Raw genomic sequence first — 14,112 nt, 5'->3', positions numbered from 1 at the left:
TGACATCACAAAGAGTAAAACGGCATAGCCATGTTATCAAAACTACTGACTAAAGTTATCGGCAGCCGCAACGACCGTACCATTCGACGTTTGCGTAAAATTGTTGATGAGATCAACAAGCTAGAACCACAATTTGAAAGCCTGCAGGATGAAGAGCTGAAGGCTAAGACGGCAGAGTTCCGTCAGCGTCTGGAACAGGGAGAATCGCTGGATCAGCTGCTGCCTGAAGCCTTCGCAACCGTACGCGAAGCCTCTAAGCGTGTGTTCGGTATGCGTCATTTTGATGTGCAGCTTATCGGCGGTATGGTGCTCAATGACTGCCAAATTGCAGAAATGCGCACTGGTGAAGGTAAAACACTGACAGCCACTCTGCCGGCTTATCTCAACGCACTGACGGGCAAAGGCGTTCACATTGTGACAGTGAATGATTACCTGGCCAGCCGTGACGCAGAAACCAATCGGGCACTGTTTGAATTCCTGGGAATGACAGTGGGCGTGAACCTGTCTCAGATGCCGCCACCGGTGAAAAAAGAAGCCTATGCGTGCGATATATTGTACGGCACCAACAACGAGTTTGGCTTCGATTACTTGCGTGACAACATGGCTTTCCGACCGGAAGACCGAGTGCAGCGTGAACGTTTTTTTGCGGTTGTGGATGAAGTGGACTCCATCCTCATCGATGAAGCCCGTACCCCTCTGATTATTTCCGGCCCTGCTGAAGACAGCTCTGAGCTCTATACCCAGATCAACACACTGATCCCTGAGCTTGTCAAAGAGGACAAGGAAGACAGCGAAGAATATCGTGGTGAAGGCCACTACACGGTTGATGAGAAATCAAAGCAGGTTCACCTGACAGAAAATGGTCAGGAGTTTGTCGAAGAATTGCTGAAGCAACGCGAGTTGATGCAAGAAGACGACACCTTATACTCACCTGCCAATATTTCTCTGCTGCACCATGTGAATGCTGCACTGCGTGCGCATGTGTTGTTTGAGCGTGATGTTGACTATATCGTCAAAGATAACGAAGTCATCATTGTTGACGAACACACGGGTCGTACCATGCCGGGCCGTCGCTGGTCTGAAGGTCTGCATCAGGCGGTTGAAGCCAAAGAAGGCGTTAAAATCCAGAATGAAAACCAGACGCTGGCCTCTATCACTTTCCAGAACTATTTCCGCCTGTATGAAAAACTGTCTGGTATGACGGGGACAGCGGATACCGAAGCCTTCGAATTCCAAAGCATTTATGGCCTGGAAACTGTGGTTGTGCCAACTAATAAGCCTATGATCCGTGATGATATGGGTGATTTGGTTTACATGACCGAAAGAGAAAAATTCGTCGCTATCACCGAAGATATTCATGCCCGTGTTGCCAATGGTCAGCCAGTGCTGGTGGGTACGGTCTCGATTGAAAAGTCTGAGCTGCTTTCCAGCCAGCTGAAAAAAGCCGGTATAGCGCATCAGGTTCTGAATGCCAAATTCCACGAAAAAGAAGCGGATATCGTTGCTCAGGCAGGTAAACCTGGCTCGGTGACTATCGCGACCAATATGGCTGGTCGAGGTACCGATATCGTATTGGGTGGCAGTTGGCAGAGTGAAGTCGAAGCCCTGAAAGAGCCGACTGAGGAGCAAATTGCTGCTGTTAAGACGGCATGGAAAGAGCGTCATGCTGCGGTGCTTAACTCGGGTGGCCTGCATATCATAGGCACTGAACGCCATGAATCGCGCCGGATCGACAACCAGCTGCGTGGCCGTGCCGGTCGTCAGGGGGATGCCGGTTCTTCACGTTTCTACCTGTCGATGGAAGATGGCCTGATGCGTATTTTCGCCTCAGACCGGGTGTCCGCGATGATGAAAAAGCTGGGCATGGAAGAAGGTGAAGCTATCGAACACCCATGGGTGACGAAAGCCATCGAGAATGCGCAGCGCAAAGTTGAAGGCCGTAACTTCGATATCCGCAAACAGTTGCTGGAATTTGATGATGTGGCGAACGACCAGCGTAAAGTGGTGTACGAACTGCGTGATGAACTGATGCACGCCGATGATATCAGTGAAATGATTTCGCATAATCGCGAAGATGTGCTGAACAGCGTGATAGATACCTATATTCCACCGCAGTCACTGGATGAAATGTGGGATATCCCTGGCCTGCAAGAGCGCCTGAAAGCAGACTTTGACCTGGATTTACCGGTTCAGCAGTGGCTGGACAGCGATGATAAGTTGTATGAGGAAGCATTACGCGAGCGCATTGTTGCTGAAGCTGTCAGTGTGTACAGCAGCAAAGAAGAAGCTGTTGGCGCCCCAGTGCTGCGTAACTTTGAGAAAACCGTGATGCTGCAGAATCTGGATACACTCTGGAAAGAGCATCTGGCGGCTATGGATCATCTGCGTCAGGGGATTCATCTGCGCGGTTACGCTCAGAAGAACCCGAAACAGGAATATAAGCGTGAGTCTTTCGAACTGTTCCAGGGCATGCTTGAAAACCTGAAAACCGACGTCGTGGCTATCCTGAGCAAGGTACGGGTGCAGCAGCAGGATGAAGTGGAACGTGTCGAAGCGGAACGCCAGCGCATGGCCGAAGAAATGGCCCGTCGCCAGCAATTCAACCATCAGGAAGCAGCCAGTGCCGTGGCCGAAACCAGTCAGGGCGGGGAAGATTCCCCGGCCGGTGAGCGTAAGGTTGGCCGCAACGAGCCGTGTCCTTGCGGTTCTGGCAAGAAATACAAACAATGCCATGGCCGAATTAGCTGATTTGGCAAGGTAATTATTCAAAGGCCGCGAATGCGGCCTTTGTTTTTTTCTGTCAAAGGTTAAAATCAGTCAAGTGCTCTGCTGACAGAGCGAAATAGTATTTGAACAGGTAAGCAGCGTGAATAAAAAACGAGTCTGGATATCGGCGGGCATTATCCTGAACCGCCAGCAGGATAAAGTATTCATCACCCGTCGTGCCGAAACGGCCCATAAAGGCGGCTTCTGGGAATTTGCCGGCGGTAAGGTAGAGCTGGGAGAAACGGCAGAGCAAGCGGTTATTCGTGAACTGAACGAAGAAGTGGGGATTACAGCCACCGAGCTGGAGCACTTTATTGAGTTAGAGCATGACTATCCGGAAAAAGCCTTAAAGTTCGATTTTTTCCTAATCAAGGCCTTTGATGGCGAAGCGTACGGCCGTGAGGGACAACCCGGCCAATGGGTGACATTGGATGCGCTGCGGGAATTCACTTTCCCCGAAGCCAACTATCCGGTTATTGATAAGCTGCTGGCCCGATAAAACCAGCAGATTTGGTAGCGGGCTGTTGACCCGCTATGTTACGCGTTATCTTCTGACCAGCCGTCTGAGTCTGACATGTCAGGGGCGCCGGGTATGGCTTTTTCTTCTGCCGCCCATTCCCCTAAATCGATAAGCTGGCAACGTTTGGAGCAAAAAGGTCGGTACGGACTGACTTCTCCCCATACAACGTCGGCCTGGCAGGTAGGGCATTGGACTATCGTGGGTGTTCTTTGTTGCGACACGGGAACCTCAGCAAATCGCTAGTGTGAATTCAATTCTTTCGCTAACCGGATTACTCGTCGTGCTCTGCCCTTCATCAAAGGGCATGAATCGGATGGCAAACCGGCTGCGGTGACCGGATATCATAGGGTAAACCCCATAGCTGGGGCAAATTTGCAATCGTAGCAGGCTGGCATTTTCCGCCTCATGCTGGAAAAAACCGTTGCGGGCTATCTGAGGTTTAAAGGGGCCGGATTCCCTGGTGACTCTCAGCCATAGCTGAATCGCCTGAGCCATTGGCTTGAGTTGATCTAACCAGTACGCCATATCTGCCTGTTTGCCGTCCTGCGACAGATGTAACCAGTGATGCAGGCTGGGCAAATCGAAACAGCAGCTGCCGCCGGGCAGCGAGAAGCGCTGTTTGATCCCGGCCAGAAAGCGATCTTCACGTAAGATCTGGCCCAAACGCGGAGCTGTGATCAGGTTGTGATGGATGGAAGCCATTTGATCCAGCAGCGACAGCACTGCACTTTGATCTACACCGTCGACATCCAGCCAGAGCTTGAGCTGAGACTGCTGCTTATCCAGATCTTTGGCCAGCTCACTTTTCACCTGGATCTGATCAAGAATATCCAGCACATCAAACAAAGCACGGAAAAAAAGCTGATATTGCCAGGGATCTTCCGATTCACTGGTGTGATTCATTTGGAGCAATAAATACTCCAGTCGCAGGTAAATACGGACTTTTTCGTTTAACGGGTGTTCAAAACGGGTTGTCTGCCGGTTAGTCTGCATAGTGCGGGCCTGTTATTCATCTCTTGATCAGCGCTGTATCAATTGCGATCAGCCTGCTCACTCAGGAGCAGATATTGCTGATGCAGCCGGGCAACTTCACCGCGTAACTGGTGGCTGTCACCATTGTTATCAATCACATCGTCAGCCGCCGCAAGCCGTTGTTCCCGGGTGGCCTGGGCCGCCAGAATTTTACGGACCTGATCGTCGTTGACCTTATCTCGAACCGTGGTACGGGCTATCTGTATGTCTTCCCGAACATCAATCACCAGCAGTCTGTCGGTCATGGCTTGCAGCTGATTCTCCACCATTAAGGGTACAACTAACAGACAATAAGGCGAGGTGGCTTTATTGATATCCTGTTTCATTTGCTGGCGAATCATGGGATGCAGCAGGCTATCCAGCCAGGCTTTTAACGCTGGCTCATTAAAGATAGCCTCTCTGAGTTTACTGCGATTGAGCTGGCCATCTGTCAGCAGGATGTCATTCCCGAGGCGTTCAGTAATGGCTTTCAGGCCTGCTGAGCCTGGTGCCACGACGTCTCTTGCAATCAGATCGGCATCAATAATATCAATGCCATAGTTGGCAAACAGGTTAGCTACTGTGGTCTTACCGCTGCCAATGCCGCCAGTCAGGCCGACTACCAAAGTCATAATGGATATCCTAAATATGTCCCTACATACCAGCTAAGAACGGGGGCACCCCAAAGCAGGGCTATCCACCCGGCCAGAGCAAGATAAGGACCGAATGAAAACGGCGTCTGCATACCCGCTTGGCTGTCACTGTGTTGCATACGCAGCAAAATGATGCCACAGATAGCGCCGAGCAAGGAAGATAGCAGGACAATAAAAGGCAGCAACTGCCATCCGGCCCAGGCTCCCAGTGCGGCCAGGAGTTTGAAATCGCCGTAACCCATGCCTTCCTTGCCGGTGAGCAGCTTGAATACCCAGTACAGGCTCCAGAGCGACAGGTAACCGACCATGGCTCCAATCACGGCAGATTCCAGACTGACCGGGCTGACATTCAGCAGGGCCAGCAGCAAACCTGCCCACATCAGGGGCAGAGTGAGCTGATCCGGCAGCAGCATTTTATCAATATCAATGAAAGTCAGGGCGATCAGGGCACAACCGGCGCCAATCACTGCCAGGCTCCAGGCCGAGAATGGCAGCACCAGTGCGGCGGCCAGCGCTGTGAGTGCCGTCAGAAGCTCGATGGCCGGATACCGGGCACTGATTTTTGTTTTGCAGTTACTGCACCGGCCACGGAGCAAGAGCCAGCTAACGACTGGAATGTTTTCCCAGGCGCGGATCTTATGCTGGCAGTGCGGGCAACTGGAAGCCGGCACACTGAGATTAAAAACGGGCTGGGGGCCAATTTCCGCATGTTCTGAAAAGCACTCGGCGCAATCTGCGCGCCATTGTCTTTCCATCATGACAGGCAGGCGCAGGATGACCACATTCAGAAAGCTGCCGGCGATCAGGCCGAAAATAGTGGCCGCCAGAGGGTAAAGCCAGGGATAGTAGGTCAGTAACGCCATGAGATTACTCATTTTCCATCAAGATATCCGAAGAACCGTTATTTTAGCCTGATTTTGCCGTCAGTAGCGAGCCGCAGACAAATAACTCAACCAACGGCTTTCATCAGATCAAACACGGGCAAGTACATGGCCAGCAGCAAGGTACCGATAATTATCCCTATGACAAGTATCAGCACAGGCTCGAGCAGGGTTGTCAGCGTTTTCAACTGCTGTGACAGTGCGTTGTCATAGTAAGCCGCCAGCTCGAACAGCAGAGTATCTATTTTCCCGGTTTCTTCACCGACCATGATGAGCTGTATCAGACGTTCAGGAACAAGGGCGCGCTGTTTGCCCATCCCTTGCCGGATTGCGGAGTGGAGCGGTTGCCCGCCGGCGACCAGCCGGGCAGCCTGACGGTAGGTGTGCTCCAGCACTCTGTTACCGCAGGTGCTCGCGGCAAGATTCAGCCCGTCCAGCAAAGGGACGCCGGCCTGAAAAGTGGTGCCCAATGTGCGGGTGAATCGCGCTTGCGCTGCCAGATGCAGGCAGGTGCCTGCTAGTGGAAACAGCAGTGCTACGTGGTGAAAACGGTATTGCCAGCGCAGGCTGCGGCGATACTGCCAGCGGCAGAGTCCGGTTATCAGGGCCACGCTGGCCATAAGTTGCAGGCTGTACCGGCCGGCGTAGTCCGACAGCGTCAGCACTGCACGGGTCAACCAGGGGAGCTGGTGGCCCATGGTGGCAAACAATCCGGCAAATTGCGGAATGATCCACACCAACATCAGGGCAGTTACTGCCATGGCCACCACACAAACTGCAGCAGGGTAGAGCAGGGTATGGAACAGGGTACGCTGCAGCTGATGATACTGTTCGCGGTACGAGGCAATCTGTTCGAGAATTTGCGGCAGTTGCCCTGCGAACTCACCGGCTTTGAGCAGGCTGGTGACTATGGCATCGCAACAGGGTGTGTGGCGGGCAACGGCTTCAGAGAGCGGGGTGCCGGATGTGACCTGCTGCTGGATACGGTTCAGTATGGCGGCGGCTTCCATCCGGCTCTGCTCTTTGGTCAGAATGGCCAGCGCTGCGCTCAGCGGCAGAGAAGCACTCAGTAAGCTGGCTAGCTGCCGGAACATGTTGGTCAGATCCTGCTGCCGGAAACGATGACGGCGATAGATTAACCAGCCGGGTCTGATGCGGCGGATGGACTGAGGTGTAATCGATTGAATGCGAAGGGAGTCTTCGATCTCTCCGGGCTGGAAAGCGACACGCACGCCGCTGACGCTGCGACCATTGCTCTGGCGTCCTCGCCACCGAAAGTAACCTAATCGTTCTGCCGGTACCATCAGGCGCTCCCGGCATCCGGCTGCAGATTGTCACATGCCAGCACCCGCTGCAGCTCGCTCAGGCTGGTGAGGCCCTGACAGAGCAAACGGATCCCGGCCTGCTCCAGTGACAAGCCGTCAGCCTGCTCAGTCATAAAATCGTAAAGCGCGGCTTCACTTAACGGGTTTGTCTGGCTGGCTTTGCAAGATACCAGTTCAAACAACCCGGTTCTGCCTAAGTAGCCCTGATTACAGTGCTCACACCCCTGAGGGTTGGCGGCGAACACTGGCGTTGATGCGTCTATGGCCAGTCTTTGGCGTTGGCTGATCGCTAGGTCAGTCTGTTGCTTACAGTGCGGGCACAGGCAGCGGACCAGCCGCTGGGCGATGATCAGACTGAGTGAGGTGCTGAGTTCATAAGGCGCGATCCCCAGGTGCTGTAATCGGTTCAGGGTATCGGCCGCGGAGTTGGTGTGCAGGGTGGACAGAACCAGATGGCCGGTCTGCGCGGCGCGTACCGCCATGGTTGCGGTTTCCTGATCCCGGATCTCACCTATCATGATTACATCGGGATCCTGGCGCAGAAAGGTGCGCAGTGCTGTGGCAAAATCCAGCCCGATGGCGGGGTGAATGTGAAGCTGGTTGATGCCGGGTAATTGAATCTCGACCGGATCTTCCGCGGTACAAATGTTGCGGTGTTCCTTGTTCAGTAAATTCAGGGCGGCATACAGCGACAGTGTTTTTCCGCTGCCGGTCGGGCCGGTCACCAGGATCAGGCCCTGTGGCTTAGTCAGTGCCTGCTCAAAGACATTACGCTGGCCGTCGGTATACCCCAGCCTGTGCAGCGCCAGCGGAATATGGTTGCTGTCGAGTAAGCGCAAGACGACTTTTTCTCCCCACTGCGCAGGCAGCGTCGAGACCCGCATATCTACGGTCAGATCTTGATTGAGCGGCAGCCTGAAGCGGCCGTCCTGAGGCAGGCGCCGCTCTGCTATGTTGAGTCTGGCCAGTATTTTGAGTCTGGCGGCCAGCCGGGCAGCCAAATCTGAAGGGGGAGTGGCATGAATCAGAAGCAGGCCATCGCAGCGAAACCGGATCCGGCACTGTTTTTCTAACGGCTCGATGTGAATATCAGAGGCCTGCCGCCGTACCGCATCCAGCAGCAGGTGGTTGAGATAACGGCTGACAGGGGCGTCGTCGTTGTCGGCTGCTTGTTCGCTCGGCGGAGCCTGGGCGGCTGAGAGCTGCGCTATCTCATTGTCGTTGAGGCTGGCAGTATGCAGCGTGCTGGTAATCGGGTCACCGTAAATCCGCCTGATGGCGTTTTCCAGCTGCCTGAGCGGTAAAATCACCGGTGAAATCTGATAGCCGGAGGCAAAGCGGCATTCGTCCTGACTGCGGGTGTCAAAGGGGTTGGCGATCCCTAAGGTGAGCACATCCTTGTCCAGTGCGAGGGGAAGCACGCTGTGTCTTTCTATCAGGGGTCTGAGGCTCAGCCTTTTACAGACCGACTGGTAATCGTAATGGTGGACATCGTCCATGGGCAGTGCAGCAAGATGGGCCAGTTGTTTGGCCAGATCCCAGTCGCTGAACACCCCAGAGCTGACGATGGCCGCGATATCGTTCAGGTGATGATGGCGCATTTCGGCCAGGATTCGATCGGCTTCAGCCGGATTGATTAGGCTGGATTGCAGCAAAGTGTTGACCAGAGCGCTGCTCATATTATTGCCCCGGACAAAATTGCGACTGGTTATCACCGCTGCAAAGTGTGCGCCAGACAATGCCGTGGGCGTCGCTCTGTGGCTGTAACCGGATTTCCGCATTTGCCGGCAGGCTGCCTTTGCGCTGTCCTTCCGGAATACGCGCTACTATGGCTGCGCCGTCAGTGATGGTTGGTGTGGTCCCTGACAGGCTTGCCGTCACTGTTGAGAAAATTTCAAAACTGTCACCGTTGCTTTTGCTGAAAAGTTGTCTGGCAGGTACACCGTTACTGCCGCTTTGACAGTCGACCAGCTGGGCGGTACCTGATGTTTGCCCTGTCATCAGGCATAAACTGACCGCGGTTTTCATCGCCGAGGAAGCATGCAGCATTTCAGTTGCATGGGCACGCTGGGTGTATCCCTGATAAGCCGGCATGGCAAAAGCCGCCAGTATGCTGATGATAGCCACCACTATCATCAATTCAATCAATGTAAATCCACTGTGTCTGGTCATCATGCTATCCGCCTGAAGAAACTGTGCGAATGAAAATAAGTCATGTTATTCATATGGATAGCAGTGAATCTTGGTTTCTCGGTGCTATTCAACCCCTTAGCTGTAACAGCCAGGGCTTACAACCGATCGCTGGAGGCTGCTCGAAGAAAACGGTGTCGGGCAGGCGGTATCAAGGGCCGGATTGACATTAGTCAGACTGACTTGCTCGAATGTGCTCATGGTGCGAAATGAGCATAAACACAGTGCAATTGCAGTAAATCACTTAAAAACCACTATTTTTGTTGGGTGTCTATCAAGACAATACTCAGATCACAGATAACAAATGAGCACAAACGAAAAGATTTACTTTCATCAGTTTGATGAATACGCTCACTCGCTCATTAAAAAACCATCGCAATAATCATAACAACGAGGTTCCCTCTGAATGTTTGGAATTTTCACTCCCAAAGCGCATCAGCCTCTGCTACCGGCAGACAAGGTTGACAGCACCTACAAACGGCTGCGGTGGCAGCTTTTTATTGGAATTTTTTTCGGGTATGCAGGTTATTACCTGGTACGTAAGAATTTCAGTCTGGCGATGCCATACCTGATTGAGCAGGGCTTTAGCCGTGGTGATCTGGGTGTCGCGCTGGCCGCTGTCTCTATTTCCTATGGCCTGTCGAAGTTTCTGATGGGCAGCGTGTCTGACCGATCCGATCCGCGCTATTTCTTAAGTGCCGGCCTGCTGATGTCGTCGCTGGTGATGTTTTGCTTCGGTTTCATGCCCTGGGCAACGAGCAGCATTACCGCCATGTTTATCCTGCTGTTCCTGAACGGCTGGTTCCAGGGTATGGGCTGGCCAGCGTGCGGCCGGACTATGGTGCACTGGTGGTCCCGTAAAGAGCGGGGCGAAATTGTCTCGGTTTGGAATGTCGCTCATAACGTGGGCGGCGGCCTGATTGGCCCGCTGTTTTTGCTGGGGTTATGGGCTTTCCAGGATGACTGGCGCGCGGCCTTTTATGTACCTGCCTTTTTTGCTGCCCTGGTGGCTGTTTTCATCTGGCTGACGGTGCGTGATACACCTCAGTCTTGCGGCCTGCCGGCGATTGAAGAATACAAAAACGATTACCCGGACGATTACGACAAGTCTCATGAAAATGAGATGTCGGCCAAAGAAATTTTCTTTAAGTACGTATTTTCTAACAAGCTGCTGTGGTCTATCGCGATTGCCAATGCCTTTGTGTACCTGATCCGTTACGGCGTACTCGACTGGGCACCTGTGTACCTGAAAGAAGCCAAGGAATTCACTGTGGATAAATCATCCTGGGCGTATTTCCTGTATGAATGGGCCGGTATTCCGGGCACGCTGCTGTGCGGCTGGATTTCTGACAAACTGTTCAAAGGGCGCCGTGCGCCTGCCGGTATTCTGTTCATGGTGCTGGTTACTGTGGCAGTACTGGTTTACTGGTTTAACCCGGCAGGCAATCCAACTGTTGATATGCTGGCACTGATTGCGATCGGTTTCCTGATTTATGGTCCTGTGATGCTGATTGGTCTGTATGCGCTTGAACTGGCGCCGAAAAAAGCGGCGGGCACAGCGGCGGGTCTGACCGGCCTGTTTGGTTACCTGGGTGGCGCTGTCGCGGCGAATGCGGTACTGGGTTACACAGTGGATCACTTTGGCTGGGATGGCGGTTTCATCGTGCTGGTGGGCTCTTGTATCGCATCCATCATCTTCCTGATGTATGCCTTTGTCGGTGAGCGGGCGCACCATAAACAAAAAGCACGCGAACAAGCACTTGCTTAAATTCATGCTTTAATCTTTATATTATTCGGGCCGTTTCATAACTGTGACGGCCTGACTCTTTTCGGGTGTCTATGTACCAACATATGGATAATAAAATGAAACTGAACGTTATTGGCTTAACCCTGGCTGCACTGACTTACTCTTCCTTCTCTCTGGCGGATCCGCTGGTGATTGCACACCGTGGCGCGTCGGGCTACCTGCCTGAGCACACGCTGGAAGCCAAAGCAATGGCCTATGCCATGAAACCTGACTATATCGAGCAAGACGTGGTGATGACCAAAGACGACCAACTGGTTGTTTTGCATGATCATTATCTTGATCGTGTGACAGACGTGGCGGAGCGTTATCCTGATCGTGCCCGTGCCGACGGCCGTTACTACGCGATCGATTTTACCCTGGCTGAAATTCAAGGTCTGCGTCTGACCGAAGGCTTTAATGTAGATAAAGACGGCAACAAGGTGGCGGGTTTTCCTGACCGTTTCCCGCTGTGGAAGTCGTCCTTTACTGTGCCGACACTGGCGGAAGAAATTGAGCTGATCCAAGGTCTTAACAGCACGTTGGGTTACAACATAGGGATCTACCCTGAGATCAAAGCCCCTTGGTTCCACCGCCACGAAGGCAAGGATATCTCCAAGGCCTTACTGAAAGTGCTGAAAGCCTACGGCTACGACAGCAAAGACGACAAAGCTTTTGTGCAGTGTTTTGATCCGATTGAACTCAAACGCATCAATGATGAACTGATGCCGGCCATGAAGATGGATCTCAATCTGGTACAGCTGATGGCCTACACCGACTGGAACGAGACCATGGTGTATCAAGGCAAGGATGCAACGCCGTACAACTATGACTGGATGTTTGAAAAAGGCGGCATGGCAAAAGTGGCTCAGTATGCCGATGGTATTGGGCCATGGAAACCTATGCTGGTGGATGATAAATCAACCCAGGATAAGCTGATCATCCTGCCGCTGATGAAAGAAGCTAAGTCTGCCGGTTTGGTGGTTCACCCCTACACTTTCCGTGCCGATGAAGGCCGTATTGCCCCTTATGCGGATAACTTTGATGACATGCTGGACGTGTTTTATAACAAAGTGAAAGTGGATGGCGTATTCACTGACTTCCCGGACAAAGCAGTGTCTTTCCTGAACCGCGGCTAACAGGGACTCATCCTTAATAAGAAAAGGGAGCGCTCTGGCGCTCCCTTTCTGTTCTGAGTCATGTGGGTATTTACGTAAAGCGCATCGACAAGTCCATGGCACGCACATGCTTGGTCAGCGCGCCGACCGAGATATAATCGACACCGGTTTCAGCAAAGTCGCGCAGTGTTTCATCGGTGACATTGCCCGACACTTCCAGAGCGACCTGTCCCTGATTTAACGCAACCGCTGCGCGCATCATATCCGTGGTGAAGTTGTCCAGCATCACGATGTCAGCACCGGCATCAATGGCCTGTTTCAGTTCATCCAGACTCTCGGTTTCCACTTCCACCGGCTTGCCCGGATTGAGCTGCCTGGCCGCCTCAACGGCTTGTCTGATCCCGCCACAGGCAATGATGTGGTTTTCTTTGATCAGATAGGCATCGAATACTCCGATACGGTGGTTGAAACCGCCGCCACACGCAACAGCGTACTTCAGTGCGTTGCGCAGGCCGGGTATGGTCTTACGGGTATCGAGCAGACGGGTTGGAGTGCCTTCCAGCAGATCGGCGTAATGTGCCACCTTAGTGGCGCAGCCGGATAAGGTTTGGATGAAGTTCATTGCATTGCGCTCGCCAGTCAGCAGAATACGCGACGGGCCCTGCAGCACGCACAGCACCTGATTGGGCTCAACCGGATCGCCGTCGCTGACCTGCCAGTCTATGGTTACTTGCTCACCCAGTTGACGGAACACTTCGTCGGCCCAGAGCTGGCCGCAGAACACCCCGGATTCACGGGTAATAATGGTGGCCGTTCCCTGGCTGTCCGCCGGGATCAGGCTGGCAGTAATGTCGCGGGCCGCATCAATCTCGCCGCCCAAATCTTCGCGCAGCGCATCGGCCACATTGCGGCGGATATCTTCGGGAAGCTGCTGGCGCAGGTAGGCCAGGCGAGACTGCGTATCATGTTTTTGTTCCGTAGGGCTCATAACTTATATACCGTGTTGGCTGAGGCTGTCGAAATGAAGCCGATCATACTGTGAGATGCTGGCAAGGGGAAGGCATTCTCGGGTTGAGTGAGAGCGTCTACAGGTTTTATCCTTAGTGTCAGGTAAATCAAGCAAACAGGCAGCAGGCATGAATTTCAGAATTAACGACCAACACTGGCTGGACAAAGTGAAACGGGTGCCTTCTCCGTTCTGTGACCGCCGGCAGGATGAAACCGATATCTCTTTGCTGGTGATACACAATATCAGCCTGCCGCCAGGGCAGTTTGGCGGTCCTTATATAGAGCAGCTTTTTACCGGACAACTGGATCCGGACGGGCACCCGTATTTTCGGGAAATTCATCAGTTACGGGTATCCGCCCATTGCCTGATCCGCCGCGATGGCGAAGTGATTCAGTTTGTGCCTTTCAATGCCAGAGCCTGGCATGCCGGTGTGTCTGAATTTGCCGGCAGAGAGAAATGCAATGATTTTTCTATCGGCATTGAACTGGAAGGCACAGATACCCTGCCATATACCCCGGAGCAGTATGACGCTCTGCGCCGACTCACCCGCATTTTGTTAGCCCGTTATCCGCAACTGTCCCGCGCCCGCATCACCGGGCATGAATTTATTGCTCCCGGCCGCAAGACCGACCCTGGACTGGCCTTTGACTGGCGGTGTTATAAAAGCGGGTTAAGTGATTAAAAAAAATTTGAGCTGTTTTACAAAAAGTGACATTTTTGTATGTGACGAAAATGTTAACAAATTGGTCTGACCATTAACTTTCTGTAGGAATCTTGTTCGCAACATGCGGGATTATGGTCTAAAGTTGCGATAATTTTTGGCTTTCATGGTCCGAATTGCGGGGATTTATTGCTC

The 14,112-nt window shown here is 52.9% G+C and carries 13 protein-coding genes; 5 read left to right on the top strand and 8 right to left on the bottom strand.

All coding sequences use genetic code 11. From position 1 onward, the window contains the following. The first annotated feature begins 30 nt into the window (after window positions 1–30). Together secA and mutT are read left to right on the top strand one after the other, a co-directional pair. Window positions 31–2,748 (top strand): preprotein translocase subunit SecA, encoded by a 2,718-nt coding sequence (secA, locus tag IFO68_RS10320; protein WP_192015814.1) that lies wholly within the window; start codon window positions 31–33, stop codon window positions 2,746–2,748. A 118-nt stretch (window positions 2,749–2,866) separates the two neighbouring features. Beyond that, window positions 2,867–3,265: an 8-oxo-dGTP diphosphatase MutT gene (mutT, locus tag IFO68_RS10315; RefSeq protein WP_192015813.1), complete on the top strand. Its 399-nt coding sequence runs from the start codon at window positions 2,867–2,869 to the stop codon at window positions 3,263–3,265. Between the two features lie 38 nt (window positions 3,266–3,303). On the opposite strand, the gene yacG is transcribed toward mutT, so the two are convergent. The 7 genes from yacG to IFO68_RS10280 form a co-directional block, all read right to left on the bottom strand. Next, on the bottom strand, window positions 3,304–3,507 hold the full coding sequence (gene yacG / locus IFO68_RS10310; RefSeq protein ID WP_192015812.1) for a DNA gyrase inhibitor YacG: 204 nt from the start codon (window positions 3,505–3,507) through the stop codon (window positions 3,304–3,306). A 7-nt stretch (window positions 3,508–3,514) separates the two neighbouring features. Beyond that, window positions 3,515–4,279: a cell division protein ZapD gene (gene zapD, locus IFO68_RS10305; RefSeq protein ID WP_192015811.1), complete on the bottom strand. Its 765-nt coding sequence runs from the start codon at window positions 4,277–4,279 to the stop codon at window positions 3,515–3,517. A gap of 38 nt (window positions 4,280–4,317) precedes the next feature. Then, on the bottom strand, window positions 4,318–4,929 hold the full coding sequence (coaE, locus tag IFO68_RS10300) for a dephospho-CoA kinase (protein WP_192015810.1): 612 nt from the start codon (window positions 4,927–4,929) through the stop codon (window positions 4,318–4,320). Further along, on the bottom strand, window positions 4,926–5,813 hold the full coding sequence (locus IFO68_RS10295) for a prepilin peptidase (protein WP_192015809.1): 888 nt from the start codon (window positions 5,811–5,813) through the stop codon (window positions 4,926–4,928). Before IFO68_RS10295 ends, coaE begins: the two co-directional genes overlap by 4 nt. An 86-nt stretch (window positions 5,814–5,899) precedes the next feature. After that, window positions 5,900–7,135 carry a type II secretion system F family protein gene (locus IFO68_RS10290; RefSeq protein WP_192015808.1) on the bottom strand — a complete coding sequence of 412 codons (1,236 nt, stop codon included), beginning with the start codon at window positions 7,133–7,135 and terminating at the stop codon, window positions 5,900–5,902. Further along, on the bottom strand, window positions 7,135–8,835 hold the full coding sequence (locus tag IFO68_RS10285) for a GspE/PulE family protein (RefSeq protein ID WP_192015807.1): 1,701 nt from the start codon (window positions 8,833–8,835) through the stop codon (window positions 7,135–7,137). The genes IFO68_RS10290 and IFO68_RS10285 overlap by 1 nt, the downstream gene beginning before the upstream one ends. Window position 8,836: 1 nt before the next feature. Next, window positions 8,837–9,331: a pilin gene (locus tag IFO68_RS10280; RefSeq protein ID WP_272872727.1), complete on the bottom strand. Its 495-nt coding sequence runs from the start codon at window positions 9,329–9,331 to the stop codon at window positions 8,837–8,839. Between the two features lie 421 nt (window positions 9,332–9,752). On the opposite strand from IFO68_RS10280, the gene glpT reads away from it, so the two are divergent. Both glpT and glpQ read left to right on the top strand, forming a co-directional pair. Next, window positions 9,753–11,114, top strand: coding sequence for a glycerol-3-phosphate transporter (gene glpT, locus IFO68_RS10275; RefSeq protein WP_192015806.1), 1,362 nt, complete (start codon window positions 9,753–9,755; stop codon window positions 11,112–11,114). Between the two features lie 95 nt (window positions 11,115–11,209). After that, a complete protein-coding gene (gene glpQ, locus IFO68_RS10270; protein WP_225445168.1) occupies window positions 11,210–12,268 on the top strand; it encodes a glycerophosphodiester phosphodiesterase in 1,059 nt (352 codons plus the stop codon). Between the two features lie 70 nt (window positions 12,269–12,338). Here the strand turns inward: glpQ and nadC are convergent, their stop codons facing one another. Next, window positions 12,339–13,235, bottom strand: a complete 897-nt coding sequence (nadC, locus tag IFO68_RS10265; protein WP_192015804.1) for a carboxylating nicotinate-nucleotide diphosphorylase — start codon at window positions 13,233–13,235, stop codon at window positions 12,339–12,341. A 148-nt stretch (window positions 13,236–13,383) separates the two neighbouring features. Here nadC and ampD point away from each other — a divergent pair, with 148 nt between their 5' ends. Then, the gene (gene ampD, locus IFO68_RS10260; protein WP_192015803.1) at window positions 13,384–13,938 is read left to right on the top strand and encodes a 1,6-anhydro-N-acetylmuramyl-L-alanine amidase AmpD; all 555 of its coding nucleotides are present in this window, start codon (window positions 13,384–13,386) and stop codon (window positions 13,936–13,938) included. Window positions 13,939–14,112 lie beyond the last annotated feature (174 nt).

The sequence above is a fragment of the Photobacterium arenosum genome (genome assembly GCF_014841115.1).
Lineage (GTDB): Bacteria > Pseudomonadota > Gammaproteobacteria > Enterobacterales > Vibrionaceae > Photobacterium > Photobacterium arenosum.
Note: the sequence above shows the minus strand (reverse complement) of the source record. Positions and strands in the feature narration are given on the sequence as shown.

Excerpts from the sequence above, each read along its gene's own strand:
- secA (WP_192015814.1), top strand. The coding sequence starts at position 31 with ATGTTATCAAAACTACTGACTAAAGTTATCGGCAGCCGCAACGACCGT.
- zapD (WP_192015811.1), bottom strand. The coding sequence starts at position 4,279 with ATGCAGACTAACCGGCAGACAACCCGTTTTGAACACCCGTTAAACGAA.
- coaE (WP_192015810.1), bottom strand. The coding sequence starts at position 4,929 with ATGACTTTGGTAGTCGGCCTGACTGGCGGCATTGGCAGCGGTAAGACC.
- IFO68_RS10295 (WP_192015809.1), bottom strand. The coding sequence starts at position 5,813 with ATGGCGTTACTGACCTACTATCCCTGGCTTTACCCTCTGGCGGCCACT.
- IFO68_RS10290 (WP_192015808.1), bottom strand. The coding sequence starts at position 7,135 with ATGGTACCGGCAGAACGATTAGGTTACTTTCGGTGGCGAGGACGCCAG.
- IFO68_RS10285 (WP_192015807.1), bottom strand. The coding sequence starts at position 8,835 with ATGAGCAGCGCTCTGGTCAACACTTTGCTGCAATCCAGCCTAATCAAT.
- IFO68_RS10280 (WP_272872727.1), bottom strand. The coding sequence starts at position 9,331 with ATGATGACCAGACACAGTGGATTTACATTGATTGAATTGATGATAGTG.
- glpT (WP_192015806.1), top strand. The coding sequence starts at position 9,753 with ATGTTTGGAATTTTCACTCCCAAAGCGCATCAGCCTCTGCTACCGGCA.
- glpQ (WP_225445168.1), top strand. The coding sequence starts at position 11,210 with ATGAAACTGAACGTTATTGGCTTAACCCTGGCTGCACTGACTTACTCT.
- nadC (WP_192015804.1), bottom strand. The coding sequence starts at position 13,235 with ATGAGCCCTACGGAACAAAAACATGATACGCAGTCTCGCCTGGCCTAC.
- ampD (WP_192015803.1), top strand. The coding sequence starts at position 13,384 with ATGAATTTCAGAATTAACGACCAACACTGGCTGGACAAAGTGAAACGG.